This window comes from Microbispora sitophila (genome assembly GCF_014892245.1).
GTDB lineage: Bacteria > Actinomycetota > Actinomycetes > Streptosporangiales > Streptosporangiaceae > Microbispora > Microbispora siamensis.
Genome location: NZ_JADBGC010000030.1, coordinates 42,658 through 67,740 on the forward strand (window position 1 = coordinate 42,658; position 25,083 = coordinate 67,740).

Genomic DNA, 25,083 nt, shown 5'->3' on the forward strand with positions numbered 1-25,083 from the left:
GACAGACGCCGAAGCGCCCGCCGTGACCTCACGGCGGGCGCTTCGGCATGGTGCGTCGACGAGCCTCCGGACGCGTTTCGCGTTGCCGGAGGCGCAAGAGGAGGGCCGGGCGGCCCGGCCCTCCTCCTCCGAGCTCAGAGCTGGGTGGGCAGGATGGACGGTGGGATCGGGCCCTTGTTGCGGCGGCCCTGCTGAGACTCCTCCCATGCGTGGGCCAGGATGCCGACGCTGCGGCTGAGCACGAACAGGCCTCTCGCGAGCGGTGCGGGGAAGCCGAGCTCGGCGTAGACGACCGCGGTCGCGCCGTCGACGTTCATCGGGATCGGCCTGCTCCTGCCCTGGTTCAAGATCTCTTCCACCTCACGCGCCGCCCGCAGATGGCGCCCGGGGACGACGCCGTCGGCGACCGCCTCCTCCACCAGGCCGAGCAGCGGATCGCGACGCGGGTCCTTTCTGTGGAAGCGGTGACCGAAGCCCGGCAGATACCTGCCGCGGGCGCGCCAGGCGGCCACCGCCTCCTCCGCGGACCCTCGCTCCAGCACGTCTTCCAGGAGTTCGACGCATTGCTGGCCGGCCCCGCCGTGGGAGTCCCCGAGCAGGTTGACGCCGGAGGCGACCGCGCTGTTGAGGCCGATGCCGCAGGTGGCGGCCATCCGGGCGACCGCGATCGAGGGAGCGTGCGGGCCGTGGTCGACGGAGCACACGAGCGCGGCCTCCAGCAGCGCCGCCTGCCGGGGCTCGGGCAGCGCGCCACGCAGCATCAGCCACACGATCTCGGCGAACCCGGCCTTGCCGATCAGCTCCTGAACCGGTAGCCCGCGCAGCTCGATGACGTCCGGGGCGATCCGCGACACACCGGTCGCCCACCAGTCGGCCGCCGCGGTGGTCTGGCCGAGCGTGTTGTGGCTCATAGAGTGGCCGCCTTTCCGGACGGAGCTGCCGGAGTCGGATCGGAGATCGCCGGAGCGGCCACGGCCGGTGCCGGCACGAACTCCGTAGTGTGCTCGCCGAGAAGAGGAGGCGGCGCGGACGGCCGCAATGGACGGCCGTCCACCACGACGCCGTTGCTCACCACGGTGAGCCGCCGCGCCGAGCCGTCCGGGAAGGGCAACTCGGTGAAGAAGCCCCGCTGTGCCAGTTGCTCCAGGGCGAGGGTTTGACGCAGGGTCAGGATCCGCCCCGCGGGGACGCCCGCCTCGGACAGTTCCTGCTCCCACTCCTGCGCGGTCCTGGTACGCAGCACGGCGTTGAGCTCGGCGTTCAGCTCCTCCCGGTTGCGCTTGCGCGCCTCGCGGGTGGCGAACCTGGAGTCCTGCGCCAGGTCGGGGCGCCCGATCACCCGGCACAGCTCCAGGAACTGCTCCTGACGGTTGGCGGCGATGTTGAGCGGGCCGTCGGCGGCCTCGAAGGTCCCCGACGGAGCCGCTGTGGCGTTCTGGCGCCCCATCGGCTCGGGGTCTATCCCGCTGATGAGGAGATTCGAGACCGCCCAGCCCATCGCCGAGATGGACGCCTCCAGCATGGACAGGTCGAGGAAACACCCCAGGCCCGTACGGCTCCGCCCGGCAAGCGCCGCCGACACCGCCATGGCCGCCGACAGGCCGCCTATCGTGTCGCACACGGGGAATCCCACCCGGAGCGGCACGGTCTCCGGGGTGCCGGTGATGCTCATCATCCCCGACAGCCCCTGCACGATCTGGTCGTACGCGGGGGCGGTGCTCATCGGCCCGCTCTGCCCGAAGCCGGAGATGGCGCAGTACACCAGGCGCGGGTTGAGCTCGCGCAGCCGGTCCCAGCCGTAACCGAGCCGGGCCATCACCCCGGCGCGGAAGTTCTCCAGCAACACGTCGGCGCCGGTGACGAGTTCCTCGAAGGCGGCCCGTCCGGCATCGTCCTTCAGATCCAGTTCCACGGACTTCTTCCCCGCGTTCTGCGCGAGGAATGACGCGCCGATGCCGGCCTCGTTGAGCTCGGCCTCGGCGCCCAGACGGCGGGCGAGATCGCCCCGCCCCGGCACCTCCACTTTGATCACTTCAGCGCCCAGCAGCATCAGCTGGTAACTGCAGTACGGTCCGGCGAGCACGTTGGTCAGGTCGACGACCCTGATCCCCGTGAGGGGTAACTCCTGCATTCGGGCACACCTCCAGCGGCGCCGTCACCGACGACGCCGTCTTGTCACGTGGTTGTGGAAAGCCGTTGTCCCCGTACGCTCGCCGCGGCTAGGCGAGCGGGTGGTCGAAGCCCCGTTCCGACATGCGGCGGGCCACATCCGCCAGCTCCTTGGCGAACTCCCGCACCCGGTCCTCGGTGAAACGCTGGGTCGGTCCGCTCAGGGTCAGCGCGGCCACCACCGAGCCCGACGCGGCGACGACCGGAACGGCCACCGCGGACAGACCGGCGTCGCGCTCTCCGTGGCTGGTGGCGTATCCGGCCCGCGTTGCCTCGGCGATCCAGTCCCGCAGAGTCGCCAGGTGCGCGGCTCCGTGCGGCGAGGTGGCCGCGATACGCTCCAGCAGCTCCGGCTTGGCATCCCTGAGCAGGACCTTCGACGAGGCTCCGGCCCACAGGGGCAGCTCGTCGCCGATGCGTACGACGTGGCGCAGTGCCTGGGTGCCTTCCTGCTGGGCCACGCAGACCCGGAAGATGCCGCGGGCGACGTACAGGTTGACGGTCTCGCCCTGCCGCAACGCGAGCTGGCGCATCATGGCCTGGGTCTCCGGCGGCAGCTCCCACGCCCGCTTGGCCAGGTGGGCCCAGCGCCACAACGCGGGGCCCGCGGTGTAGCCCTTGGGGGTGGCCCACAGCAGACCCATCTGCTCCAGGGTCTGCAGCAGCCGGATCGTCGTCGTCTTGGCCAGGCCGGTGGCCTCCACGACCTCCCTGATCGTGATCGCCGGCCGGTCCTCGGTGAGCAGCGACAGGATCTCGAACGCGCGCTGCACGCTGCGGACGCCGCCGGCTTCGCCGGATTCGGATGAAGGCACAGGTCCTCACTAGACAGTAGGGATGGCGCGGTGGTGTCACCGCGTCCTCGGTCGCGTCGGACAAATCATGCCCTGCCGTGCCTGGCCCGGACGGCGCGTCGCCACGATGGCGCCGCGACGCGTCCGTCCGGCTCCACGCTCACGACGGGCAGTCTTCGTCAGGCACTCCCAGCGGCCGGGATGCCGTGCCCGTAACGGCTCTGAAACTTCCTATTGCCAGAACGTCCGGGCACCCGTACGTTAACACCCAGTCCACACTGCGGTCCATAAGTACCGCTTAGCGGATCAGCTTGAGGAGAGGTCTTTGGACAGCATCAGCCGAGCCGGCTGCTTCATCGCAGGTGAGTGGGTGTCCGAGGGGGAGTGGCTCGAACGGGTCGGCCCCTATGCCGGGCACGTGGTCAGCCAGGCGCGGATCGCCGGGCCGGACGACGTGACCACCGCCCGTGAGTACGCGCGAGAGCAGGCGAGAACCGTGGCCCGGCTCACCCCCGCGGCGCGGGCGGCGGTCCTGGAAGAGGCGGCGCGTATGGTGATCGCACGGAGGGACGAGTTCGCCCGCCTGCTCGCCCTCGAACTCGGCAAGCCGCTGAAGGACGGCCGGGGCGAGATGACACGAGTGGCCGACACGTTCGCGGTGTGTGCGGCCGAGGCACGCTCCCTGGGCGGAGAGGTGCTCCCGGTCGCGGGCTGGGAACGCGGTGCGGGCACCACGGCCCTGACCTACCGGGCGCCCGCAGGCGTGGCACTCGCGATCACCCCCTTCAACGCCCCGGCCAACCTGCTGGCCCACAAGCTCGGCGCCTCGTTCGCGGCGGGCAACACCACGCTGGTCAAACCGCCCCCGCAGGCGCCGGCCGCCTCCGCCGCGCTGGTGGGCCTGCTGCTGGAGGCGGGTATGCCGCCCGAGGCCGTACAGGTGCTGCACGGAGACGGCGGGCTCGGCGCCGCGCTGTGCGCCGCGCCCGAGGTGTCGGTCATCAGCTTCACCGGCGGCGCGGCGACCGGCGCGGCCGTGGCCCGCGCGGCCGGGCCGAAACGGCTGGCGCTGGAGTTGGGCGGCAACGCCGCCACCATCGTCTGCGAGGACGCCGACATCGACCAGGCGGCGAGGATCTGCGCGGCCACCGGTTACAGCAACTCGGGGCAGAGCTGCATCTCGGTCCAGCGGGTGTACGTCCAGCGCAGCCGGTTCGACGAGTTCGTCGGGACGTTCACCACGCAGGTGCGGTCCCTGGTGGTGGGGGACCCGCTCGATCCGGCCACCGACGTGGGGTCGATGGTCGACGAGGATGCCGCCGAGCGGGTCGTCCGCTGGACCGCAGAGGCTCGCGACCGCGGGGCCGTCGTCACCACCGGTGGCACCAGGAACGGCGCCGTGGCGGCGCCCACGGTCGTGGCCGGCCCGCCGCCGGACGCCACGCTGGTGCGCGAGGAGGTCTTCGGCGCGCTCGTCGCGGTCCTGCCGTACGACGACTTCGACGAGGTCCTCGCCGAGTGCAACCGCAGCAGGTACGGCCTGCAGGCAGGACTGTTCAGCCACGACATCCGGCGCATCATGACGGCCTGGCGCGAACTGGAGGTGGGCGGTCTGGTCGTCAACGGATCCTCCAACTTCCGGCTCGACCATGTGCCCTTCGGCGGCGTGAAGGACTCCGGCATCGGCCGCGAGTCGCCGCGATGGATGCTGGAGGACTTCACCGTCGTCAAGACGCTGCTCCTGCGCGGCGTCTCCGTGTGGGGGGAATGATCATGACAAACACAGAGGGAACGCCGATGACCGCCGCCCACGCGCTGGTGGCACAGCTCGAACACCTGGGAGTGGAGTACGTCTTCGGGACGTGCGGCCATACCAACATCGCGGTGCTGGACGCGCTTCGCGACAGCCCCATCGAGTTCGTCATCGCCCGGCACGAGCAGGCGGCCGCGCACGCGGCCGACGGCTACGCCCGCGCCTGCGGCAAGCCCGGGGTCCTGCTGGTGCACGTGGGCCCGGGACTGACGAACGCGGTCACCGGTGTGATGACCGCGGCGCTCGACTCGATCCCGCTGGTCGTGATCGCGGGCGACGTGCCGTCCTACTACCGTGGCCGGCACCCCCACCAGGAGGTGAACCTGCACGCGGACGCCGACCAGACCTCGATCGTCCGGCCGTTCGTGAAGCGGGCCTGGGAGACCCATCGGGCCGAGGACCTGCTCCGCAACGTCGAGCGGGCCTTCTGGACGGCCACCTCGGGCCGGCCGGGCGCCGTCATGGTCAACGTGCCGATGGACCTGTTCTCCCGTCCGCTGGCGGCGGGGCCGCGCCCGCCGGTGCGGCTCGCCGCCGCGCCCGACCTGCCGCAGGCGGTGGCCGAGCGCATCGCCGACGCCCTGGCCGGCGCCGAGCGCCCGCTGGTCTACCTCGGCGGCGGGGCCAGGGGAGAGGACGGCCGCGCCGCGCTGCTGTCCCTGATCGAGCACCTGGACATCCCGCTGGTGCACTCGCTCATGGCCAAGGGCGCGGTGCCCGACGAGCATCCGCTGGTGCTGGGCATGCCGGGCTTCTGGGGCCTGGAGCTGACCAACCGCTACACCCGCGAGGCCGACGTCGTCCTCGCCCTGGCCACCCGCTTCGCCGAGACCGACGCGAGCTCCTGGGATCCCCGCTACACCTGGGCCTTCCCTCCGGGCAGGCTCATCCAGATCGACATCGATCCGGCGGAGATCGGCCGCAACTACCCCGTGGAAATCGGCGCCGTCGCCGACGTCACGCTGGCGCTGCGGGCGATCGCGGACGCGGTCAAGGCGCGGCCCCCGGTCAGCAGGCCAGGACTGCGGCAGGAGATCGGGGCCGCGCGCCGCGAGCTGTTCACGGCCAGCCGGGAACGCGGCACCAGCGACCGGTTCCCTCTGCGGCCCGAGCGCATCCTGGCCGACCTGCGCGAGGCCGTGCCGGCCGACACGATCCTGGTCACCGACGTCGGCTGGAACAAGAACGGTGTCGCGCAGTGCTACGAGCTGCCGCCCGAGGGGCGGTTCATCACCCCCGGCGGCGCCTCCACCATGGGATTCGGCCCGGCGGCGGCGGTGGGCGTGCAGATCGCCCGGCCGGATGCCACCGTGGTGGCCCTCATCGGGGACGGCGGGATGAGCGCGCAGCTGCCCGCCGTTCCGATGGCCGTCGAGCAGGGAGCACCGGTCGTCTTCGTCGTGATGAACAACCGCGCCCACGGCACGATCTCCGACCTGCAGTCGGCCAGCTACGGGCAGAGCTACGGGTGCGACTTCCGCACGCCGGAGGGCGAGGCGTACAGCCCCGACTTCGCCGCGTTCGGCCGCTCGTGTGGAGCGGACGGTTACTCGGTCGCCGGTCCGGCGGACCTCTCGGCCGCGCTTCTTGCCGCCTTGGCCGCCCGCCGGCCGACGGTGATCGACGTGCCCATGGTCAACGAACCGGTGCCCACGCCGGGCCACTGGAACATCAAGGACATCTACCACGGCGTGTTCGCCGACTGACCCGCCCCGCCGCCGCCAACCGTTGCGCTTTCGAGATTCCCCACGGCGACGAAGCATCGTATAACTAACGTACTCGTTCGTACATTACGCCTGTGCGTCCGCGAGATGCCGGGCCCCGCACCATCACCCCCCTCTCGTAACGAGGTGACAGTCATGTCCTCCATCTCCTGGCGCCGATCCCTGGCCGTGTCGGCCACCGCCGCGGCCCTGGCCACGCTCGCCGCCTGCGCCGCACCCGGCGAATCGAACGAGTCCGGCGCGAACGCCACGGGACCGATCAAGATCGCGAACATCAACGCGCAGAGCGGGCAGCTCAGCCCGCTCGGCAAGTGGGAGAACAAGGGCGTCAAGCTCGCCGTCGACGAGGCGAACAAGGCCGGGGGCATCGACGGCCGGCAGATCCAGCTCGACCTCTTCGACGACCAGGGCGACCCGACGATCGGCACCAACCTGGCCCGCAAGATCGCCAGCGAGGGCTACATCGCGATGTTCGGCACCGCGGAGAGCGCGGTCACGCTCGCCATGGCTCCCATCCTGAAGGACGCGAAGATCCCCAACATCACGTCCGGCCAGTCGCCCAAGCTCGCCGACCTCAAGAGCCCCTTCCTGTTCCTGAACGCCCCGACCAGCGTCGCCTACGACGAGACGCTGGCCAAGTATCTGGTCGAGTCCAAGGGCTTCAAGAAATACGCACTGATCAGCAACAACGGCTCGTACGGCGTGGGCGAGCACGACGCCTTCCTCGCCGCGCTCAAGACCCGCGGGATCGCCCCGGTCGCCGACGAGGTCGTCACGCCCGACCAGAAGGACTTCAGCGCCGCGCTCACGGGCATCCGGCAGAAGGACCCCGAAGTGCTGTTCATCGGCGCCGAGGAGGTGGAGTCCGGCCTCATCGCCAAGCAGGCCCGCGAACTCGGCCTCAAGGCGGTCTTCGCCGGTGGCGCCCCGATGGGCACCGAGCCGTACATCAGCACGGCAGGGGAGGACAACGTGGAGGGCTCGGTGGTCAGCTCCCCCTACCTGAGCAACGACGCCACCGACGCGAGCCGCGCCTTCGCCGCCGCGTACAAGGCCGCCTACAACGAGGAGGCCGAGTTGCACGGCGCCAAGGCCTACGACGGCGCCCGCATCGTGATCGAGGCGCTCAAGGCCACCGGCGGCGAGGGCGGGCAGAAGCTGGCCGACGCCATCCGCGCCACCAAGTACTCCGGGCTGCTCGGCGACTTCGCCTACGACGAGTCGGGGGTCGGCCTCCACTCCACCCGGATCGCCGTCATCAAGTCCGGCAAGCTCGTCGCCGAGAGCGCGAGCTGATCTCGGCCGTCGTCCGGGGTGGCCGGTCCGCCCCGGACCAAGGAGAACCATGCAGGTATTTCTGCAGACCCTCATCGGAGGGATCGGCTTCGGCGCCGTCTACGCCCTGGTGGCGATGGGATTCTCGATCGTCTACCGGACCATGGGGCTGGTCAACTTCGCCCACGGCAACGTGGTGATGATCGGCGCCTATGCCGCCTCCACGTTCTACATGACCGCCCATCTGCCGTTCGCGGTGGCCATGGTGGTCGCCATCGTCGTGACCGGCATCGTCGGCCTCGTGATCGAGCGGATGCTGCGCCGGCTGGAGGGCCGCGACTTCGACCTGATGCTGATCGGCACCATCGGTTTCGGCACCGTGCTGGAGGCGCTGGCCGTCCTCATCTGGGGCGCCACCGGGCACGCCGTGCCCTCCCCGGTCGGCAGCGCGCCGCTTGACGTGTTCGGCATCCGGATCCGCACCTACAGCCTCGTCGTCATCGCCATCGCCGCCGTGGCGACCGTGCTGCTCGCCCTGTTCCTGCAGCGGACCAAGCTCGGCGCGGCGATGCAGGCGGTCGCGATGAACCCGCACGCCGCGACCGCAGTGGGCGTCCACGTCGGCCGCAGCAACGCCATGGCCTTCGCCATCGGCGCCGGCCTGGCCGCACTGGCCGGCGGCCTGGTCGGGCCGCTGCTCTACGTCAGCCCGGTCATGGGCGGGTCACTGGGCATCAAGGGTTTCGCCGCGGCCATCTTCGGCGGCTTCGGCAGCATCCCCGGCGCGATCGTCGGCGGCATGGCCTTCGGGATCCTCGACTCCTTCGCCGCCGGCGCCTTTCAGGGGTATTCGGAACTGGTCGTCTTCCTGGTGTTCGCGGTCGCCGTCATGATCCGCCCGACCGGGATCTTCGGTGAGAGGACGGTGAACCGCGCGTGAAGCGCCTGACCCCCGTCGTCGCCCTCGTCCTCTTCGCGGCCGCCGCCTGGCTGCTGCCGTACGGGCTGGACCGCTACGCCATCCACGTGGTCGACGTCGCCGTCATCTTCGCCCTGCTGGGTATCGGCCTGGGCCTGGTCATGGGTGTGGCCGGGCAGATCAACCTGGCCCAGGTGGCCTTCTTCGGCATCGGCGCGTACGCCTGCGCGATCCTGACCACCCGGGCCGGGCTCGGCTTCTGGGTCGCCGCCGCGCTGGCCGTGCTGGCCGCCGTCGTCGTGGGCCTGGTGGTGTCCGTCCCGGCGTTGCGCGTGCAGTCCCACTACCTCGGCATCGTGACGCTGGGCCTGGCCCTGGCGTTCATCAACTGGATCACCAATGCGGCCCTGGCCGGCAAGTCCGAGGGGATCAGCGACCTGCCGGTGCCGCCGATGTTCGGCATCGACCTGAGCAGCGAATACCTGTTCTACTACGTCGAGCTGGTGGTCTTCGCGGTCGCGCTGGCCTTCGCCCTGTTCGTGGTCCGCACCCCGCTCGGGCGCCGGATGCGGGCGATGCGCGACGACAGCCTCGCCGCCGGGGCGCTCGGCGCGGAGATCCCGCTGCTGCGCATCACCGCGTTCGTCCTGTCCGGCCTGTACGGCGGCGTCGCCGGCGTCCTGTACGCGGGCCTGATCCGCTACGTGGCGCCGGAGACCTTCAGCGTCGCCAACATGTTCCTCCTGCTCGCGATGGTCATCATCGGCGGCAGGCAGAGCATCGTGGGCTGCGTCGTCGGCGCGCTGGCGCTGTCGCTGCTGCGAGAGCTCCTCGTGGACTTCTCGGTCTACGCGCAGCTCGGTTACGGCGCCGTCGTGGTGCTCATGGTCGTGTTCGCCCCGACGGGGCTCGCGGGCGTCCCCCGGCTCGTGCGCTCCTGGCTGCGCCGGCGTAAGGGCCGCGACGAGGGCCGCCGGGCCACGCTCGGATCCTTCACGCCGTACGAGCCCGCGCCCGTGCGCGGCGGCGGCGTGATGCTGGAAGTGCGTGGCGTGGGCATGAGCTTCAAGGGCCTGCGCGCGCTCGACGACGTGACGCTGAGCGTGCCCGCCGGTGAGATTCGCGGCGTGGTCGGGCCCAACGGCTCGGGCAAGACCACCCTGTTCAACATCATCAGCGGCTTCTACGTCCCCACCGCGGGGCAGGTTCTCCTGGAGGGGCGTGGCATCGGCGGGACCGCGCCGTACCGGCTTTCGCAGCTCGGGGTGGCGCGCACCTTCCAGAACCTGCGCCTGTTCGGCGACCTCACTGCCCGGGAGAACATCCTGGTCGCCCTGGACCGCACCCGCACCCATTGGATCTGGCGATACGTGCTGCTGCCCTGGGGCGTCGTACGGCATGACCGGGACCTACGCCGTCGTGCCGACGACATCGTCGGCCGTTACGGTCTGGACGATTTCGCCGACGCCCAGCCGAAGTCCCTGCCGTACGGCATTCAGCGCCGTATCGAGATCGCCCGGGCCATGGCCATGTCGCCGCGCCTGCTGCTCCTCGACGAACCGGCCGCGGGGCTGAACGACGAGGAGGTGCGGCAGCTGGCCGCGATGGTCCGCTCCATCCGCGATTCGGGGGTCACCGTAGTGATCATCGAGCACCACATGGGACTGGTCATGTCCCTGTGCGACCAGGTCACCGTGCTGTCCGGCGGCCGGGTCATCGCCGACGGCCCGCCCGCCGAGGTCGCCGTCGTGCCCGAGGTCGTGGAGGCCTACCTCGGCGAGGCCGGCTACCTGAACGCCGAGACGCAGGACGCACAGGAGGTCACCCGATGAGCGGGCCGGAACTGACCGTCACCGGGCTCGGGGTCGACTACGGCGGCGTGCGAGCCGCGCACGACATCGGCTTCTCCGTCGCGCCGGGGGAGTCGGTCGGCATCATCGGGGCCAATGGCGCGGGCAAGACCTCCACGCTCAAGGCCATCATGGGCCTCGCACCGAGGTCGGTCCGGTCGCTGCGCTTCGGTGAGCACGACCTGTGCCGGATGCCCGCGCACCACGTGGTACGCGCCGGGATCGGCTACGTCCCCGAGGGCAGGCACGTCTTCCCCGGCCTGACGGTGGAGAAGAACCTGCTGCTGGGGGCATACACCCGGCCGTGGAAGGCGCAGACGCGCGCGTCGCTGGACGAGGTCTACGACCTGTTCCCGGTGCTCGGCGAGATGCGCGACCGTCTTGCCGGGGCGCTGTCGGGCGGACAGCAGCAGATGCTGGCCATCGGCCGGGCGCTGATGTCCCGGCCCCGGCTCATGGTGCTGGACGAACCGTCCATGGGCCTGTCGCCCAAGCTGGTCAACCAGATCGTCGAAGTTCTCAAGAAGCTCAACGCGGAAGGGCTGAGCATCCTGCTGGTCGAGCAGAACGCCAAGCTCACCTTCGAGGTGACCAGCCGTTGCCTGGTCATGGAGAACGGTGAGATCGCGATGACCGGAAGCTGCGAGGACCTGCGGGGCGACCCGAAGGTCCGCAGCATCTACCTCGGCCTGTGAGCCGCCGTTCACTGGCGATCCTCATCGGCTGCGGGGCCGTCTTCGGGCTCTCCTTCGTGTTCGTCCGGGCGGCCGTGCCGTACCTCGGCCCGGTCGCCCTTTCCCTGGGCCGCACGCTCATCGGGGGAGTCCTGCTGCTGGCCGTCGTACGCGCCCGCGGGTTGAAGCGCGGCGATGTGCCGGCCTGGCGGTTCGCGCTGCTCGGCGTGCTGTCGGCCGCGGCGCCGTTCCTGCTGCTGTCGATCGCCACCACCCGCCTGAACGCGGGGACCACCGCGGTGGTGAACGCCTCCAGCCCGGCGTTCGCCCTGCTCATCGAGGTCACGGCCGGGCGGGAACGGCTCAGCCGGAGGCGCCTCGCCGGCCTCGTCACCTGCATGGCCGGGGTCGCACTGGCCACCGCCCCGCGCGGTCTCGGCATCAGCGGCGACGGAGTCATCGGCGTTGTGACCGTCCTGCTCGGCGCCTTCGTCTTCGCGTACGGCGGCTCGTACGCAGGCCGGGGCTTCGCCGGAGTGCCTCCCCTGGTTGTGGCGGCCGGGCAGCAACTCGGCGCGGCCGCCGTCCTGGCCCCGCTTCTCGTGCTGTCACCGCCGCCGGGCCCGTTCACCGTCAGGGTCGCCGCGGACGTCGTCGGACTCGGCGTGCTCGGCAGCGGGCTGGCCTACCTCCTGTTCTATTGGCTCATCGACCATGAGGGACCCGTCCGTACGGCCAGTGTCAACCTGCTGGTTCCGGTCTTCGGCGTCCTGTGGGGCTTTCTGCTCCTCGGCGAGCCGCTGTCGCCGGTCACGATGGTCGGGATCGGCGTGATCGTGATCGGCCTGCGGTGGGTCCTCCACCCGCTCTCCTGAGCGAGGCGTCCTGGTCCCGAGTGGCGCGGCGGTCTGCCGGTCTCAGGTCACCAGGCCCCTGCGGTAGGCGTAGACCACCGCCTGCACGCGGTCACGCAGGCCGAGCTTGGTGAGGATGCGCGACACGTACGTCTTGACGGTCTCCTGGCTGATCACCAACGTCGCGGCGATCTCGCTGTTGGACAGGCCGTCGGCGATGAGCCGCAGCACCTCCAGCTCGCGCGGGGTCAGCACGGCGTCGTCGGGGGTGCCCTCGGCGGGACGGATCCGCGCCGCGTACCTGCCGACGAGCTGCCGCGTCACCTCGGGGGCCAGCAACGCGGCACCCGTCGCGACGGTTCGGATGCCGTGCAGCAGCTGCGCCGGTGGGGCGTCCTTGAGCAGGAACCCGCTCGCCCCCGCACGCAGCGCCTCGTACACGTACTCGTCCAGGTTGAACGTCGTCACCACGAGCACCTTGACGGGATGCTTCACCCCGGCACCCGCCAGCAGGCGGGTCGCCTCGATGCCGTCGAGCACCGGCATGCGTACGTCCATCACCACGATGTCCGGCTCCAGCCGGCGGGCGAGGTCGACCGCGGTGCGGCCGTCCCCGCACTCGCCCACCACCTCGAGGTCGGGCTGGGCATCGATGATCGTCGCGAACCCGGTGCGGATCAGCGCCTGGTCGTCGCAGACCAGGACCCGGACCGGCGCGTTCACGACGGGCTCCCCACGGGGATGCGGGCCCTCACGACGAAGCCGCCGCCCGCCCGCCGGTCGGCGCTGAACTCGCCGCCCAGGGTCTCGACCCGCTCGCGGAGCCCGGCGAGGCCCCGCCCGCTCCCGCCGGGCGAGCCCGCCCGCGAGCCGGAACCGTCGGTGCCGACCTCCACGATGATCTCCTTCTCGCTGTAGCGCACGCGGACCTCGGTGTGGCTGCCATGGGCGTATTTGAGGGCGTTCGTCAGGGACTCCTGCACGACCCTATAGGCCACGAACTCGGCACTGCCCGCCGATTCCGCCGGCCTGCCCTCCTCGGCGAACTCCACCGGCTGCCCGGCCAGGCGCGTCTGCTCCACGAGCGTGTGAAGCTCGCCGACGGACGGCATCCTGACGTCGGAGGGGTCGGAGTGGTCGGGGTTGAGCAGATCGAGCAGGTGCCGCAGGTCGGCGATGGCCCGCCGGCCGGTGCCGGTGACCGCGCTCAAGGCCGCGTCGAGGCGGTCGGGTGCGGCGGTCAGGTAGCGGGCCGCCTCGGCCTGCACGACCATCGCCGTCACGTGGTGGGTCACGACGTCGTGGAGTTCGCGGGCGATGCGGGTGCGCTCGGCGGCGCGGGTGGCCTCGGCGATGTGGCGGCGGCGCTCGGCCTCGGCGGCCCGGGTGGAGCGCAGCCAGGCCCCGATGCCCCACGCGAGAGCCAGCGCCAGGTAGAAAACCACGTAACCTTCCACCCGCTCGGCCGCGCCGAGCCGGCCGAGCGCGACCGCCAGCGGCACGTACGCCGCGGACAGGAGGAGCACGGTGACACGCCGGTGGCGCTCCAGATGGGCGCCCGCGCTGATCAGCGCGATGGGCATCGCGTTGCTCGCCAACACGTGGTAGGCGCGGATCTGGTCGAGGGCGAAGCCGAGCGACACCAGAGCCAGACACACGGCCGGCCACCGCCGGCGCACGGCGAGCGGAAGGCACTCCAGGGCGATCACCACGAGCGCCAGCGCGTCGAAGGGGCGGGCCGGCAGGTCTCCGACCTGCGTCCCCTTGCCGTGGAGCGACGGCAGGAGCGATGCGACGGCCAGCAGCAGCCCGAACGGTAAATCCCGGACCACGACGTCGCATCGCCGCCAAAGGTCCGTGACCCGCTGAAGATCGATCACTGGGCGAGCGTAGCGGTCGCGCCGCGCCGGAGCGGGACCACGTTGCCGCGCCGGCGGGCCAGCCACATGAAGGCGACCGCCAGCAGCAGGCCGAACAGAACCGCGTACGGGCTCGCCTCCGGCCCGAACTCGCCGCCGGTGAGCAGGGCCGGGCCTGACGTCACGCCGTGCAGCAGCCCTTCCTGCGCGCCGTTGCCCGAGACCTCGGTGCCGAAGATGCCGGCCGCGGCGAAGTTCCAGCCGAAGTGCAGGCCGATCGGCACCCACAGGGTGCGGGTGGCGGCGTAGGCGGCGGCGAGCATGCCGCCCGCCTCGATCGCGATGGCGATCGCGCCCCACAGGCTGGCGTGCGGATTGAACAGGTGCGACAGGCCGAACAGCAGGCCGGTCAGCGCCAGCGCAAGCCACGTCCCCGCGCGTTCCTCGACGATCCTGAACAGGATGCCGCGAAACAGCAGCTCCTCCGTCACCGCGGCGGCGGCCATGAGGCCCAGCACCCCGACCGCGCCCGCCACGGAGCCCGCGCCGTCGATCCGGTAGCCGCCGATGAGGGCGATGTTCAGGATGACGGCCGCGAACATCCCGACACCGATCAGCAGCCCCCGGCCGACGGCGGAGGCGGCGCCTTTCGCGGCCACCTCCACCGGCGCGCGGCGCTCGGACCACCGCACCACCCGGGCGTACACGAACACCAGAAGTACGGCTGTCGCGACACCGAGGATCAGGGTGAGGAGCGCGTTCCCCTGTACCGCGCCCACGCCCATGCTGCCGGCGAAGGCGACCGCCGCGACGGCCACGAGCTGCTTCAACAGTCGCATGACGACTCCCTTGCGAGATCCCGCGGCCGGAGCGCCGCGGCTACGCCCGGAACGTTAGGGATTCGTCGGCCTGGAATCGTCACCGCACGGTGGACACTCGCGGGTAGCTCGCATGGGGGACAGGTGCGCCGCGATGATCGGGATAGCGCGGACCCTGCGCTTCGTCGCGCACCGGCCGGATCTGTTCGAGTCGCACGGCGGCGGCTTCAACGCCCAGAAGCGGGCCTTCGACTCGCTCGGGGAGGGCGAGGTGCTGGTGATCGAGGCCCGCGGCGACGCCACCGCCGGCACCGTCGGCGACGTCCTCGCTCTGCGCGCGAAGACGCTGGGTGCCGCCGGAATCGTCACGGACGGGGCCGCGCGTGACTCGGCCGCCGTCGCCGCCATCGGCATCCCCACGTTCGCCCAGGCCGCTCATCCCTCGGTACTCGGGCGGCGGCGCTATCGGGCCTGGCGGGAGGAGCATCCATGACCCAGACCAGGAGCAAGTCTCGGATCGCCTACGACTGGATCCGCGAGCGCATCGAGACCGGCCAGTTCTCGCCCGGCTACCGCCTGGTCCTCGGCTGGTGGGGCAACCCGGTCGTCCCGAGCCGGTACACCGAGGCGTCGGCGGTGCTCGATCTCGACGGCAATCCGGTGCCGGTCGTGGAGCGCACGCACACCGGCGAGATGGCCGTGACGGTCGGCGCGGACGGCTTTTCCTACACCCGCGTGGGCGACGTCGAGCGTGGCTTCAAGCTCGGCGAACAGCTGTGAGCCGGCTACTGGCGGGCGTCGGCGCTCCTGTCGTAGGCCGCCCGCGCGGCCGTGATCTTCTCGTGGTTGTTCTCCGCCCACTCCGACAGCGCGCGCGTGGACGCGAACAGTTCCCTGGCCAGAGCGGTGGCCGTGTAGTCGACCTGCGGAGGCACGGTGGGATACACGGTGCGGACGAGCAGCCCGTCACGTTCCAGGGTGCGTAGCGTGAGGGTCAGCATGCGGCGGCTGATGCCGGGAATCGTCCGGTGAAGCTCGGCGAACCGGATGGGCCCGCTGCTCGCGGCCGCGATGATCGCGATTCCCCATTTGCTCCCGACCCGGTCGAGGGCATCGCGGAACGCCGCGCACACGTCGGGCTCCACGTCGCCGGGCAGTCGAGATCCTTCTGACATCGCGCTCCCCTCCCCGCTGAGAACGTCAGCCTCGCACGCGACCGGCGCGTGAACAAGCCGCAGCCTTCCCACCCGGTCCAGCCTGTGGGGAGGCAGCGCGGTAAGAGGGATCGGCGCCGGCGCCATCGAGGCGTACGTGAAGCGGGAAAAGGCTGCTGGACATGATCCCGGGCCGCTCCAAGGCCGTGTTCAAGGCCTGGCTTACCCAGCGCCCCCAGGCGTGGCGCGAGGCCGTGGAGGTCGTCGCGATGGACGGGTTCACCGCCTTCAAGACCGCCGCCGCTGGGGAGGTCCCCGCCGCGGTCGCGGTGATGGACCCCTTCCACGTGGTGCGCCTTGCCGGCGACGCCCTCAACGACTGCCGCCGCCGCGTTCAGCAGACCACCCCCGGCCGCCGCGGGCGTAAGAACGACCCGCTCTACCGTGCCCGGCGAACCCTGCGCGCAGGTGAGGTGCTGGATCGGCGTCGGCTGCCCGACCAGGGACAGCGATGCGCAAACGCAGCCGGAGGCCCGATCTTGTGTCACCGTTCGCAGTGGACTTCTTCGCGTACCCGCTCAGATCGGTCAACGGCGCACCCGATAGCGCAGGTGAAGCACCCGGTTGCCCTGAATCACCACCTCAGGATCCTCCAACATGTGCTGAGCGTGGACGGACCCGAAGTAGCGCTTGCCGGACCCGAACACGACGGGTACGACGTCCATGCGCACCTCGTCGATCAGGCCCGCGGCAAGCACCTGGCCACCGACGTCGCCGGCGGCGACCTCGACCATGCGGTCACCCGCAAGCTCCTGCGCCTTGGCCACGGCTGCCTCGACGCCGTCGACGAAGTGAAACGGCGCCTCGGGGTCCCAGCCCTCGGGCATCGGCCGGTGCGACACGACGACCACGTGGTCGATGCCGCTCGGCGGCTTGCCGCCCCAGCCGTCCGTCAGGTCGAAGACGTGGCGGCCGACGATCGTGACTCCGATCTGGTCCCAGTACGCCCGGGTGTAGTCGTAGGACGTCTGCGACACCTTCAGCTCGCCGCTCTCGTCCAACGGGACGTCACCGCTGGACAACCAGTCGAACAGCGGTCCGGGCTGGTCATTCTCGTCCGCGACGAAGCCGTCCACCGACACCGAGCTGTACATGATCACCTTGCCCACGGGGCTCTCCTCTGCTTTGGGGTGCCCCAAATTAGCGTGTCGTGAGCTGTCGCTCTTGTAAGAAATCAATCGGCCGGCAGCGGCCAGCCGTCCAGCACGTGGCCGGGATGTTCGCGCAGGAACCGCCGCCGGACTTCGACGTACCGGGTCGGCGTGAGCCCGGTGAAGGCCCGGAACTCGTGGCCGAAGTGGGCCTGGTCGAAGTAGCCTGCGCCACCGGCGAGGTCGCCCCAGTCGATCGGTCCGGCGGGGTTGATCGCGAAAACGGTGGCGGCGAAGCGGTAGGTGCGGGCCAGCCGCTTCGGCGTGACGCCGATGAGCTCCTTGAACCGCTGTGTCAGATGAGTGCTGCTGACACCGGCTGCCACCCTCAGGTCGCCGATCGCCACCGCCCCGCTGGTCGCCGCGATGACACTGCTCGTATGGCGGACCAGCCCCAGGCCGGCGGTCTCGCACAGCCGTCGCATCAGCTCCTCCTCGAGCAGCGTCAGCATCTCGTGCGGTCCGTCCGCCGTGGCCAGCCGGTCTCGCAGCTCAGCAATGGCGGGCCGGCCCCAAACCTGCTCTACCGTCACCGGCCGGTCACACAGCTCGGCCGCGGGCATCGGCAGGAACGGCGCCAGCCCCCACGGCTTGAAGTGCACGCCGACGGACCGAGTCCGGAGTGGGTAGCCGAACTCCAACGCGCGGGTGGGCATGGTGACCACGCAGCCGTCGGCGTACTCGGCCGTCTCGATGTCGGTGCCGGCGCGGATGCGGAACGGTGCCCCGAGGTTGACGATGAGCAACGCCGACGGCATCGGCGGCAGCGTCAGCCGGGCGTACGGCGGCGCACCCTCCAGGTAGTAAAGGTCGTCGATCAGCCCGTCCAGCGGCGGTCGCGGCACTCTGGACACGTACTCCACGCCCACAGCATCGCCGCCACCGTGTTCGCGATCAACCCCGCCGGCATCGCGCGCCGGGATGGTCCAGCCGCGCTGCCGCCAGCATCGAGCCGGCACCGCTCCCGGACGAGCGCCCGGCCGCGGACATTTGCGTGGGTTACGCGTGCTGCGTGGCAGCGCCACGGTCCGCATCACGCGCCCGACCTCCCGGAACGCCTTGTAGATCTGGTTCTTGCGCGAGTTCGACGACAATCGGCGCATCAGCGTCACCGAAGACACTTCGCATTGTGAAGAGCCGGGAAACGGAGAACGGGGGGTGCTCAGGGAAATTCGACGGCCGTTCCCGTCTTTTCGTTCCGGTAGGGCCGGCAAACTCGATGAGAAGACACGGGCCTTTATCCGCGGAAAGAATTTGGCGCGGGCACCGGACCGGGGCCCGCGCCTCTTCACGCCGGCGCTCAGCCGCGGACGGCGGCCAGCGCCTTCGTCCAGGACTCCAACTGGTCCAGCACGCGTGTCAGCTCGGACTCGCGGTGCTCCAGCGGCGTGAACTCCGGGTAGGCCGGGAAGTCCGCCGGGATCAGCAGTCCGACCTGCGCGGAGACCGGCGCGATGCTCAGCTCGACCGCCACCAGCTTCAGGTGCTCGACGGCGCGCGCGCCTCCCGCGGCGCCGTAACCGACGAAGCCGATGGCCTTGTTGTGCCATTCGGCGTACACCAGGTCGAACGCGTTCTTCAGCGCCGCCGGCGGAGCGTGGTTGTACTCGGGCGTCACCACAAGGTAGCCGTCGTACCGGCGGACGACCTCGGCCCACCGCTTGGTGTGCTCCTGGGCGTACTGGCCGACGGCGGCGGGGATCGTCTCGTCGTAGAGTGGCAGGTTCTCGTCGGCGAGGTCGACCAGCTCATATTCGGCCTCGGTGCGCTTCGAGGCGATCTGGTGAACCCAGTCCGCCACATCCCGGCCGATCCTGCCCGGCCGAGTGCTGCCGACGACAATGGCGATTCTTGTCATTCTTCAGTCCTTTTCCTTCTGCCTGCTCGGGATCCTGCACCCGTTCACGGGCAGGTGGAAGAAGGCACATTTCCTTCCCGTGGTTACACGAATGTTCCTTCTGGCGAGAAGCCGCGCCGGTCGGAAGAATTCGCCGAGGAGAAAGAAGCCGGATGGTGGCGGCAGGGACCGAGGCGAGGACCGGGCGCCCCCGCTGGACGGCCGGCCCCTGTGACCCCTGAAGGTGGAGGCGATCCGCATGACCACGCCGGCCCACGCCCCGCTGTACGCCGACCCGGTGGACCTGGACACGTACGGCGTCTACGGCGCGACTGCGCTCGAAGTCGGCAACGGGGGCTGGAACCGGCCCCGCTATCCGTTCCAGGGGCGCGTCACCGCCGACGGGTCGAGCGGCTACCGGGCCGAACCGGGCCGCTACCACCTCTACGTCTCGCACCGCTGCCCCTGGGCGCACCGCAGCGCGATCGTCCGCCTCCTGAAGGGCCTCGAGGACGTCGTCTCGCTCTCCTACGTCGACGACGAACGGGACGGGCGGGGCTGGGCGTTCCGGGAGAAGCGCGGGGCGGATCCCGTCAACGGCTTCCGGTTCCTGCGGGAGGCCTACGAGGCGACCGAGCCCGGTTTCGGCGGCCACGTGTCCGTCCCCGTGCTCTGGGACCGGGAGACCCGACGAATCGTGAGCAACAACTTCCCTGACATCACCCTCGATCTCGGCACCCAGTTCGAGGAGTGGGGAGACCCCGCCGTCCGGCTCTACCCCGTCGAACTGCGGCGGCGGATCGACGAACTCAACGACTACCTCTACGACAACGTCAACGACGGCACCTACCGGGTCGCCGGCGCGGCCTCGAACGAGTCCTACGAGGAACTGCGCGGACGGGTGATCTCCGCGCTGGAACTGCTGGACGACCGGCTGTCCGCGTGCCGGTTCCTGCACGGTGACTCGATCACCGAGTCGGACGTCCGCCTGTGGGTGACACTGGTCCGGTTCGACCTGACCTATAACCCGTTCGCAAAGATCAGCGAGCGCCGGCTGACGGACTTCCCGAACCTGTGGGGGTACGCCCGCGACCTCTACCAGCGCCCGGCCTTCCGCGACAGCACCGACCTCGACGCGTTCTCGCACCTCGGCCCGCCTTTCCTCGACGAGGCCGTCACCCGTATCGAGGTCGAGCCCTACCGCGCCGACTGGGACGAGCCGCACGACCGGGACTCCCTTACCGCCTGACCGCCGTGGCCCTTGGGGCCCAAGGAATAGTCTAGTATTCCTAGGCATATCCAAATGCCTCTAGGCTGAGAAGGGCGGCATGCACATGGTGCGGGCCGGGTTGACGGCGGATCGGGTGACGCTCGCCGGTGCCGAGCTGGCGGACGAGGTCGGGCTCGAGCACGTGACCATGTCGGCGGTGGCACGACGACTCGGGGTGAAGGACGCCAGCCTCTACGCGCACGTCCGCAGCCTCGAGGACCTGCGCGGGCGGATCGCGCTGCTGGCGGCGGACGAGAAGACCATCCGCATCGCGGAGGCGACCGCCGGGCGGGCCGGCAAGGACGCACTGGTCGCGTACGCGAACGCGTGGCGGCAGTACGCCCACGATCACCCGGGCCGATACACGGCGACGCAGATTCCGATACAGATCGATCCCGAGCTGGTGGCCCGGGCAGCCGGGCCGCGACGCGCCATCGAGCTGACCTACAGCATGCTGCGCGGCTACGCACTGGAGGAACCCGACCTGACCGACGCGGTCCGGCTGATGCGCAGCACGCTCCACGGCTTCACCAGCCTCGAGGCCGCGGGCGGGTTCGCGCACGCGCGCCCGGCGGAAGACACCTGGGTCCGCTGCCTCGACGCCCTGCACACCCTCCTGGAGCACTGGCCCACACACGAAGAAGGAGACCAAACGTGACCAGCCCGGCCATCGGCCGCCTACGCGTGGACGGCGCCACTCTGCACTACGAGGTGCGCGGAAAAGGCCCGCTCCTGCTGCTGATCCCCGGCGGCACGGGCGGCGCGGCTTCCTATGACGGCGTCGCCGACGACCTGGCCGCCGACTACACGGTCGCGTCCTACGACCCGCGCGGCCTGTCCCGCAGCCTGCTGGACGACCCGGAAGCCCGGCAGCGGGTCGAGCAGCACGCCGACGACGCGTTCCGGCTGCTGGAACTGCTGTCTCCAGGCGTGCCCGCCCGCGTGGTCGGCTGCAGTTCGGGGGCGATCGTCGCGCTGCACATGCTCACCACTCATCCCGGGCGGATCGAGCGCGTCGTGGCGCACGAGCCGCCGATGGTGGAGGTGCTGCCGGACGCCGCCGAGCATCGCGCGCTGCTCGCCCGCGTGCAGGACACGCTCCGCCGGGAGGGGCTGATGCCCGCGGCGGCCGTGTTCGCGGCCGGCATGAGGCGGCCCGGCGCCGATCCCGTCGACGCCAAGGCGGCCACCGAACTCCCTCCGCAGGCGGCGGCCCGAGTGGAGCGGACGATGGCGAACATGCCCTACTTCCTCGGGCGTATCGTGCCGAGCTTCATGGCCTACACGCCGGACGTGGATCGCCTGGAGGCTCTGTCGGACCGGCTCGTGCTCGCCGGGGGAGCGGACTCACGCGGTGAACTGCCCTACCGCCCCGCCGCATTCCTCGCCGAGCGGTTCGGCACGTCGCTCGTCCACTTCCCCGGCGGGCACACGGGCCTCAGCACGCACCCCGCGGAGTTCGGCGAGCTGCTCCGCAAGGTACTGAGCGCCTGGACCTAGAGCCGGTACGGAGCCGAGGCCACGCTGCCGCAGATGGTAAGCGGTCTGCGGCTGGTCTCGGTCACGGCATCGCCCAGCTGGGTGTCACTTGCTGCCGCTGCTGCTGGTGCTGTTCTTGCGCGGGGTGCGCTTCGCGCTCCCGCGCTTCGACGACTTACTCGTCTTGCGCTCTTTCCTCTTCGTCGTCTTCTCCGAGTAGTCCTCGTCGCTCGACTGCCCGGCGTCCGGGTCGTATGCGTCGGGGCGGTCGTACGCCTGACGGGCGTGGTCCTCGATCAGGGACACCTCGGCCTTGTTCGTCGTCAGCCCGAGCGTGCCGAGTACCTTCACGTAATCGGTCCCAGGCGGCTTGACCTTCGAGCCGGTCGAGGTGGTCCACGCCGTGAGTCGATTGAACTCGGTGGGATGCTTTCTCTTGTACGTGTCGGCGAAGTCCCTCTTCCACGCCTCGAGGTAGCCGAGCGCGTGCCTCACCTTGATGCTGTTGCGCAGCCGATCCGTGCGATCGGCCGAGATCTCCGCGTAGAGCATCTTCTTGGTGCTCGGCAGGGCGAGTTCGGTGGTCGTGGTGGCGCCCTCGTCACGTGTGCTCCGGAACGACCGGTCCTTGAACACCCGCTGCATCAGCGTGTCGTGCATCTCCTCGCTCGTCGTCTCCAGCACTTCCTTCGCCAAGGTGAAGCTGATCGCGTCGAGGTCGCCCGCCTCGGCCTGGCGGTCGATTTCCTGCAGGAGCGGCCGCTGGGACGCGTTGCACAGCTCGAACACGACACCGCGCAGGTACGCCCAGTAGCCGCCGCCGTTCTTCAGTGCGGAGGGGGCCTTCTTGGAGGTGGGCTTGGCGTGCTCGATGACGTGCGTGGTGGAGTTGTAGGCCACGGGCGGGTCGCCCATGCCGGCGAACCCGTCGCTGTCCACGACCACGATCCCCACGGACGGACCGAGTCTGGCCATGCGGTTCAGCACCTCGTCGGGCATGGAGCGCTCGTCCGGGTTCAGGCTCAACTGGTCGGCGGCCAGGGCGGCCCAGTCGTCCGGCGCGTGCTTCGTCACCTCGTCGAGCAGGGCCGAGAAGATCGGGCTGTCCCGGATCTTCCGGATCGCCTGGTACAGGTAGTCGCTCTCGACCTCGTCCTGGGTGTCGGCCACGATGGTCAGCAGGGCGATGTCGGGCCGGCGGGGGGCCGTCGGCGGGGCGGGCGGGGTGGAGGACGACCGTCCCTTGGACGTGCTTCTGGTCGTGCTCGTGCCGCCGGTGGTCGTGCCACTGGCGCTTGGGGGCGCGGTGATGATGATCGGGTTGTCCCCGCCCACCAGCCCGGGCGTGGTGGTGGTGGTGGTGGTGGTCGTCGTCGACGTTGTCGTCGTGATCGGCGGCGGGAGGAACGGTGAGGTGGTGGGCGGGGTGACCGTGGGAGTGGTCGGGTGTGTGGCCGGGATCACGAACGGGACCTGGTGGCCGAGCTGACCGAGAGGTGACGAGGGAGTCGGGACAGGCACGCGGGACGTGGTCGTCGGCGGGGACGCCGTGATCGACGACGTCGATTGTGTCTGGGGCGACACCCTCCTGGCGCGCTTCACGCGAGAGGTGTCCGTTTTCGATGTGCGGCGTTTGTTGTTCTGGTTCACGTCGCCGGAGTCGAGGCTCATGCGGCCGCCTTTTACTTGCCCACCTTGGTATTCCGGGTCTTGGTCTTCTTCCGGACCGGCTTCTTGGCGGACGAGGTCCGCTTGCGCTTGTTCGACGTCGTGGACGTCTTCGTCGTCGTGGTGGAGACGTAGTCCTCGTCGTCGGATTGCGCGGCCTCGGGGTCGAAGGAGTCCGGGTTGGCGTAGGTCTCCCGCGTGTGGTCCTGGATCCTGGTGACCTCGTCCTCGGTCACGTCGATGCCGGTGAACTGGTGGACCACTGCCGCGTGGTCGATCGCGGGCGGGTCCCCCGCCATCGCCAGCCACCGCTCGAACTGGGCGAACGAGTTCGCGTTCCTGGTCTTGTACTGGTCCGCGTAGTCGCGCTTCCAAGCTTCCACGTAGCCGAGCGCGTGGCCCTTCTTGACGTTGCTGGTGAGTCGCTCGGTCCGAGAGTCGGAGATGTTGCCGTAGAGCATCTTCGCGGGCTGCGGACTCTTCAGGACGCTCGTGGTGCTCGCGCCCTCGTCGCGTACGGTGTGGCACGCCTGGTTCTGGAGCGCCTGCGTCATCAGCTGGTCGTGCAGGTCCTCGCTCGCGGCCTCCAGGGTCTCCTTGGCGAGGATGAAGCTCACGCAGTCGAGGTCGCCGTCGGCCGCGGCCTTGTCGATGGCCTGGATGGCGGTTCGCTGGGAGGCGTTGCACAGCTCGAACAGCACGCCGTGGAAGTACGTCCAGTAGCCGCCGCCGGCCTTCAGCGCGTAGGGGGCGTCCTTGGCCATGACCTTGTTGTGCTCGATGACGTGCAGGATCGAGTTGTACGCCGCGAGCGGCCCGCCGTTGCGCCTGCCCTCTTCCAGGTCGGGGAAGCCGACGCCGTCCACGACCACGATGCCCACGGACGGATCGACCTTGGCCATCCGGGTGAGCACGTCGTCGGGCATGGAACGAGCCTCCTCGGCCAGGGTCTTCTGGTCGGCGGCGAGGGCGGCCCAGGAGTCCGGCGCCTGGCCCGTCACCGAGGCGAGCAGGTCGGTGAACAGGGCGTTCTCCCTGAACTGCTTGAGCGCCTGGTACAGGTAGTCCGACTCGACGTAGTCCCTGGTGTCGGCCTCCGCGGTCAGCAGGGCGATGTCGGGCTTGCCGCTCTGGGACGCGATCGCGGCGGGCGCGGGGATGAGGATCGGGTTGTCGCCGCCGATCAGTGCGCTCCCCGGCGCGCCCGTGCCGACCGGCTTGTTCCCGGACGCCGGGGCGGGCGCCGTGCGCTTGGACTTCCTGAGCGGCGACCTCTCCGGGGACTTCGAGCCGGTGGTCGTGGTGGCCGCTGCGTCCTTGTTGAGCCTGGCGCGCTTCACCCGCGAGTTGTCGCTCCCGTCCGTGGTGACGACCTTGCGTGAGGGCCGTTTCCTGGCCTTCTTCTCCTCAATGGAGGACTCGCTCATGGCACCGCCTTCCGGCCGTTACTTCTTCGTCCCCTTGGGCTGGTTCGCCGCTCTGGTCTCGCCTTTGGTCGCGGCCTTCGTGGGCTTTTCGGGCTCGCACGTTGCGTTCAGCCGTTCCAGGACGGCGTTGGGTGCGCTACCGGACGGTATGTCTCGAGGCGCCGCATGGTCAACGACTGGTTTGACGCGGTCCATTGGTTGGAGCTCCTACGGCCGGAAGTGTCACCTTCCCGCCACGTAGCTCCCATCCGCCACGATCGGAAATCATGGGGCGGCCGATTCGGGGGC

General features: G+C 70.3%; 25 protein-coding genes and 1 pseudogene. 14 read left to right on the forward strand and 12 right to left on the reverse strand.

Annotated features, from left to right (window positions below):
* Window positions 1-134 precede the first annotated feature (134 nt).
* The 3 genes from IL992_RS38610 to IL992_RS48720 all read right to left on the reverse strand — a co-directional run bounded on the left by IL992_RS38610 (window position 135) and on the right by IL992_RS48720 (window position 2,984).
* Window positions 135-911 (reverse strand): citryl-CoA lyase, encoded by a 777-nt coding sequence (locus IL992_RS38610; RefSeq protein WP_193208255.1) that lies wholly within the window; start codon window positions 909-911, stop codon window positions 135-137.
* Window positions 908-2,131 carry a CaiB/BaiF CoA transferase family protein gene (locus IL992_RS38615; RefSeq protein WP_193208256.1) on the reverse strand — a complete coding sequence of 408 codons (1,224 nt, stop codon included), beginning with the start codon at window positions 2,129-2,131 and terminating at the stop codon, window positions 908-910. Before IL992_RS38615 ends, IL992_RS38610 begins: the two co-directional genes overlap by 4 nt.
* Before the next feature lie 88 nt (window positions 2,132-2,219).
* Window positions 2,220-2,984, reverse strand: coding sequence for an IclR family transcriptional regulator (locus IL992_RS48720; protein WP_193208257.1), 765 nt, complete (start codon window positions 2,982-2,984; stop codon window positions 2,220-2,222).
* 304 nt (window positions 2,985-3,288) lie between these two features.
* On the opposite strand from IL992_RS48720, the gene IL992_RS38625 reads away from it, so the two are divergent.
* The 7 genes from IL992_RS38625 to IL992_RS38655 all read left to right on the forward strand — a co-directional run bounded on the left by IL992_RS38625 (window position 3,289) and on the right by IL992_RS38655 (window position 12,093).
* Window positions 3,289-4,734 carry an aldehyde dehydrogenase family protein gene (locus IL992_RS38625; RefSeq protein WP_193208258.1) on the forward strand — a complete coding sequence of 482 codons (1,446 nt, stop codon included), beginning with the start codon at window positions 3,289-3,291 and terminating at the stop codon, window positions 4,732-4,734.
* 2 nt (window positions 4,735-4,736) lie between these two features.
* Window positions 4,737-6,482 carry a thiamine pyrophosphate-binding protein gene (locus IL992_RS38630; RefSeq protein ID WP_226874590.1) on the forward strand — a complete coding sequence of 582 codons (1,746 nt, stop codon included), beginning with the start codon at window positions 4,737-4,739 and terminating at the stop codon, window positions 6,480-6,482.
* Window positions 6,483-6,635: 153 nt separating this feature from the next.
* Window positions 6,636-7,796 (forward strand): ABC transporter substrate-binding protein, encoded by a 1,161-nt coding sequence (locus IL992_RS38635; RefSeq protein ID WP_193208259.1) that lies wholly within the window; start codon window positions 6,636-6,638, stop codon window positions 7,794-7,796.
* Window positions 7,797-7,845: 49 nt separating this feature from the next.
* Window positions 7,846-8,715 (forward strand): branched-chain amino acid ABC transporter permease, encoded by an 870-nt coding sequence (locus IL992_RS38640; RefSeq protein ID WP_193208260.1) that lies wholly within the window; start codon window positions 7,846-7,848, stop codon window positions 8,713-8,715.
* Entirely contained in the window at window positions 8,712-10,526 is a 1,815-nt protein-coding gene (locus IL992_RS38645) for a branched-chain amino acid ABC transporter ATP-binding protein/permease (protein WP_193208261.1), read from the forward strand. Before IL992_RS38640 ends, IL992_RS38645 begins: the two co-directional genes overlap by 4 nt.
* Complete coding sequence (locus tag IL992_RS38650) at window positions 10,523-11,239, forward strand: ABC transporter ATP-binding protein (RefSeq protein WP_193208262.1); 717 nt, start codon at window positions 10,523-10,525, stop codon at window positions 11,237-11,239. The genes IL992_RS38645 and IL992_RS38650 overlap by 4 nt, the downstream gene beginning before the upstream one ends.
* Window positions 11,236-12,093: a DMT family transporter gene (locus IL992_RS38655; protein WP_193208263.1), complete on the forward strand. Its 858-nt coding sequence runs from the start codon at window positions 11,236-11,238 to the stop codon at window positions 12,091-12,093. The genes IL992_RS38650 and IL992_RS38655 overlap by 4 nt, the downstream gene beginning before the upstream one ends.
* A 42-nt stretch (window positions 12,094-12,135) precedes the next feature.
* Here IL992_RS38655 and IL992_RS38660 read toward each other — a convergent pair whose 3' ends face one another.
* From IL992_RS38660 to IL992_RS38670, 3 genes are read right to left on the reverse strand one after another with little or no spacing between them, the layout of a single operon-like run.
* Complete coding sequence (locus tag IL992_RS38660; protein ID WP_193208264.1) at window positions 12,136-12,795, reverse strand: response regulator; 660 nt, start codon at window positions 12,793-12,795, stop codon at window positions 12,136-12,138.
* The gene (locus IL992_RS38665) at window positions 12,792-13,952 is read right to left on the reverse strand and encodes a sensor histidine kinase (RefSeq protein WP_193208265.1); all 1,161 of its coding nucleotides are present in this window, start codon (window positions 13,950-13,952) and stop codon (window positions 12,792-12,794) included. The genes IL992_RS38660 and IL992_RS38665 overlap by 4 nt, the downstream gene beginning before the upstream one ends.
* The gene (locus IL992_RS38670; protein ID WP_193208266.1) at window positions 13,949-14,770 is read right to left on the reverse strand and encodes a CPBP family intramembrane glutamic endopeptidase; all 822 of its coding nucleotides are present in this window, start codon (window positions 14,768-14,770) and stop codon (window positions 13,949-13,951) included. The genes IL992_RS38665 and IL992_RS38670 overlap by 4 nt, the downstream gene beginning before the upstream one ends.
* 133 nt (window positions 14,771-14,903) lie before the next feature.
* Here IL992_RS38670 and IL992_RS38675 point away from each other — a divergent pair, with 133 nt between their 5' ends.
* Together IL992_RS38675 and IL992_RS38680 are read left to right on the forward strand one after the other, a co-directional pair.
* Window positions 14,904-15,242, forward strand: a complete 339-nt coding sequence (locus tag IL992_RS38675) for an RraA family protein (protein WP_226874591.1) — start codon at window positions 14,904-14,906, stop codon at window positions 15,240-15,242.
* Window positions 15,239-15,529, forward strand: a complete 291-nt coding sequence (locus IL992_RS38680; protein ID WP_226874592.1) for a hypothetical protein — start codon at window positions 15,239-15,241, stop codon at window positions 15,527-15,529. The genes IL992_RS38675 and IL992_RS38680 overlap by 4 nt, the downstream gene beginning before the upstream one ends.
* A gap of 5 nt (window positions 15,530-15,534) precedes the next feature.
* Here the strand turns inward: IL992_RS38680 and IL992_RS38685 are convergent, their stop codons facing one another.
* Complete coding sequence (locus IL992_RS38685) at window positions 15,535-15,924, reverse strand: winged helix-turn-helix transcriptional regulator (protein ID WP_193208268.1); 390 nt, start codon at window positions 15,922-15,924, stop codon at window positions 15,535-15,537.
* A 149-nt stretch (window positions 15,925-16,073) separates the two neighbouring features.
* Here IL992_RS38685 and IL992_RS38690 point away from each other — a divergent pair.
* Window positions 16,074-16,373, forward strand: a pseudogene (locus tag IL992_RS38690) (ISL3 family transposase); the annotation flags it as partial.
* 117 nt (window positions 16,374-16,490) lie between these two features.
* Here IL992_RS38690 and IL992_RS38695 read toward each other — a convergent pair.
* The 3 genes from IL992_RS38695 to IL992_RS38705 form a co-directional block, all read right to left on the reverse strand.
* Window positions 16,491-17,072: a dihydrofolate reductase family protein gene (locus IL992_RS38695; RefSeq protein ID WP_193208269.1), complete on the reverse strand. Its 582-nt coding sequence runs from the start codon at window positions 17,070-17,072 to the stop codon at window positions 16,491-16,493.
* A gap of 65 nt (window positions 17,073-17,137) precedes the next feature.
* Entirely contained in the window at window positions 17,138-18,226 is a 1,089-nt protein-coding gene (locus IL992_RS38700) for a helix-turn-helix domain-containing protein (RefSeq protein WP_193208270.1), read from the reverse strand.
* A 188-nt stretch (window positions 18,227-18,414) separates the two neighbouring features.
* Complete coding sequence (locus IL992_RS38705; RefSeq protein ID WP_193208271.1) at window positions 18,415-18,972, reverse strand: NADPH-dependent FMN reductase; 558 nt, start codon at window positions 18,970-18,972, stop codon at window positions 18,415-18,417.
* 238 nt (window positions 18,973-19,210) lie between these two features.
* On the opposite strand from IL992_RS38705, the gene IL992_RS38710 reads away from it, so the two are divergent.
* From IL992_RS38710 to IL992_RS38720, 3 genes are all read left to right on the forward strand, one after another.
* The gene (locus IL992_RS38710) at window positions 19,211-20,200 is read left to right on the forward strand and encodes a glutathione S-transferase C-terminal domain-containing protein (RefSeq protein ID WP_193208272.1); all 990 of its coding nucleotides are present in this window, start codon (window positions 19,211-19,213) and stop codon (window positions 20,198-20,200) included.
* A gap of 85 nt (window positions 20,201-20,285) precedes the next feature.
* Window positions 20,286-20,879: a TetR/AcrR family transcriptional regulator gene (locus tag IL992_RS38715; RefSeq protein ID WP_193208327.1), complete on the forward strand. Its 594-nt coding sequence runs from the start codon at window positions 20,286-20,288 to the stop codon at window positions 20,877-20,879.
* Complete coding sequence (locus IL992_RS38720; RefSeq protein ID WP_193208273.1) at window positions 20,876-21,721, forward strand: alpha/beta fold hydrolase; 846 nt, start codon at window positions 20,876-20,878, stop codon at window positions 21,719-21,721. Before IL992_RS38715 ends, IL992_RS38720 begins: the two co-directional genes overlap by 4 nt.
* Before the next feature lie 84 nt (window positions 21,722-21,805).
* On the opposite strand, the gene IL992_RS38725 is transcribed toward IL992_RS38720, so the two are convergent.
* Window positions 21,806-22,870 carry a hypothetical protein gene (locus tag IL992_RS38725; protein ID WP_193208274.1) on the reverse strand — a complete coding sequence of 355 codons (1,065 nt, stop codon included), beginning with the start codon at window positions 22,868-22,870 and terminating at the stop codon, window positions 21,806-21,808.
* Window position 22,871: 1 nt separating this feature from the next.
* Between IL992_RS38725 and IL992_RS38730 the strand changes: the two genes are divergently transcribed.
* Complete coding sequence (locus tag IL992_RS38730; protein WP_193208275.1) at window positions 22,872-23,189, forward strand: hypothetical protein; 318 nt, start codon at window positions 22,872-22,874, stop codon at window positions 23,187-23,189.
* A 193-nt stretch (window positions 23,190-23,382) separates the two neighbouring features.
* Here the strand turns inward: IL992_RS38730 and IL992_RS38735 are convergent, their stop codons facing one another.
* Window positions 23,383-24,795 carry a hypothetical protein gene (locus IL992_RS38735; RefSeq protein WP_193208276.1) on the reverse strand — a complete coding sequence of 471 codons (1,413 nt, stop codon included), beginning with the start codon at window positions 24,793-24,795 and terminating at the stop codon, window positions 23,383-23,385.
* Window positions 24,796-25,083 lie beyond the last annotated feature (288 nt).

Bases quoted from the DNA above. Each gene is read 5' to 3' on its own strand.
- IL992_RS38675 (WP_226874591.1), top strand. From the start codon at position 14,904: ATGATCGGGATAGCGCGGACCCTGCGCTTCGTCGCGCACCGGCCGGAT.
- IL992_RS38650 (WP_193208262.1), top strand. From the start codon at position 10,523: ATGAGCGGGCCGGAACTGACCGTCACCGGGCTCGGGGTCGACTACGGC.
- IL992_RS38640 (WP_193208260.1), top strand. From the start codon at position 7,846: ATGCAGGTATTTCTGCAGACCCTCATCGGAGGGATCGGCTTCGGCGCC.
- IL992_RS38715 (WP_193208327.1), top strand. From the start codon at position 20,286: ATGGTGCGGGCCGGGTTGACGGCGGATCGGGTGACGCTCGCCGGTGCC.
- IL992_RS38680 (WP_226874592.1), top strand. From the start codon at position 15,239: ATGACCCAGACCAGGAGCAAGTCTCGGATCGCCTACGACTGGATCCGC.
- IL992_RS38735 (WP_193208276.1), bottom strand. From the start codon at position 24,795: ATGAGCGAGTCCTCCATTGAGGAGAAGAAGGCCAGGAAACGGCCCTCA.
- IL992_RS38630 (WP_226874590.1), top strand. From the start codon at position 4,737: ATGACAAACACAGAGGGAACGCCGATGACCGCCGCCCACGCGCTGGTG.
- IL992_RS38635 (WP_193208259.1), top strand. From the start codon at position 6,636: ATGTCCTCCATCTCCTGGCGCCGATCCCTGGCCGTGTCGGCCACCGCC.
- IL992_RS38610 (WP_193208255.1), bottom strand. From the start codon at position 911: ATGAGCCACAACACGCTCGGCCAGACCACCGCGGCGGCCGACTGGTGG.
- IL992_RS38710 (WP_193208272.1), top strand. From the start codon at position 19,211: ATGACCACGCCGGCCCACGCCCCGCTGTACGCCGACCCGGTGGACCTG.
- IL992_RS38685 (WP_193208268.1), bottom strand. From the start codon at position 15,924: ATGTCAGAAGGATCTCGACTGCCCGGCGACGTGGAGCCCGACGTGTGC.
- IL992_RS38670 (WP_193208266.1), bottom strand. From the start codon at position 14,770: ATGCGACTGTTGAAGCAGCTCGTGGCCGTCGCGGCGGTCGCCTTCGCC.
- IL992_RS38615 (WP_193208256.1), bottom strand. From the start codon at position 2,131: ATGCAGGAGTTACCCCTCACGGGGATCAGGGTCGTCGACCTGACCAAC.
- IL992_RS38705 (WP_193208271.1), bottom strand. From the start codon at position 18,972: ATGACAAGAATCGCCATTGTCGTCGGCAGCACTCGGCCGGGCAGGATC.
- IL992_RS38730 (WP_193208275.1), top strand. From the start codon at position 22,872: ATGGTCAGCAGGGCGATGTCGGGCCGGCGGGGGGCCGTCGGCGGGGCG.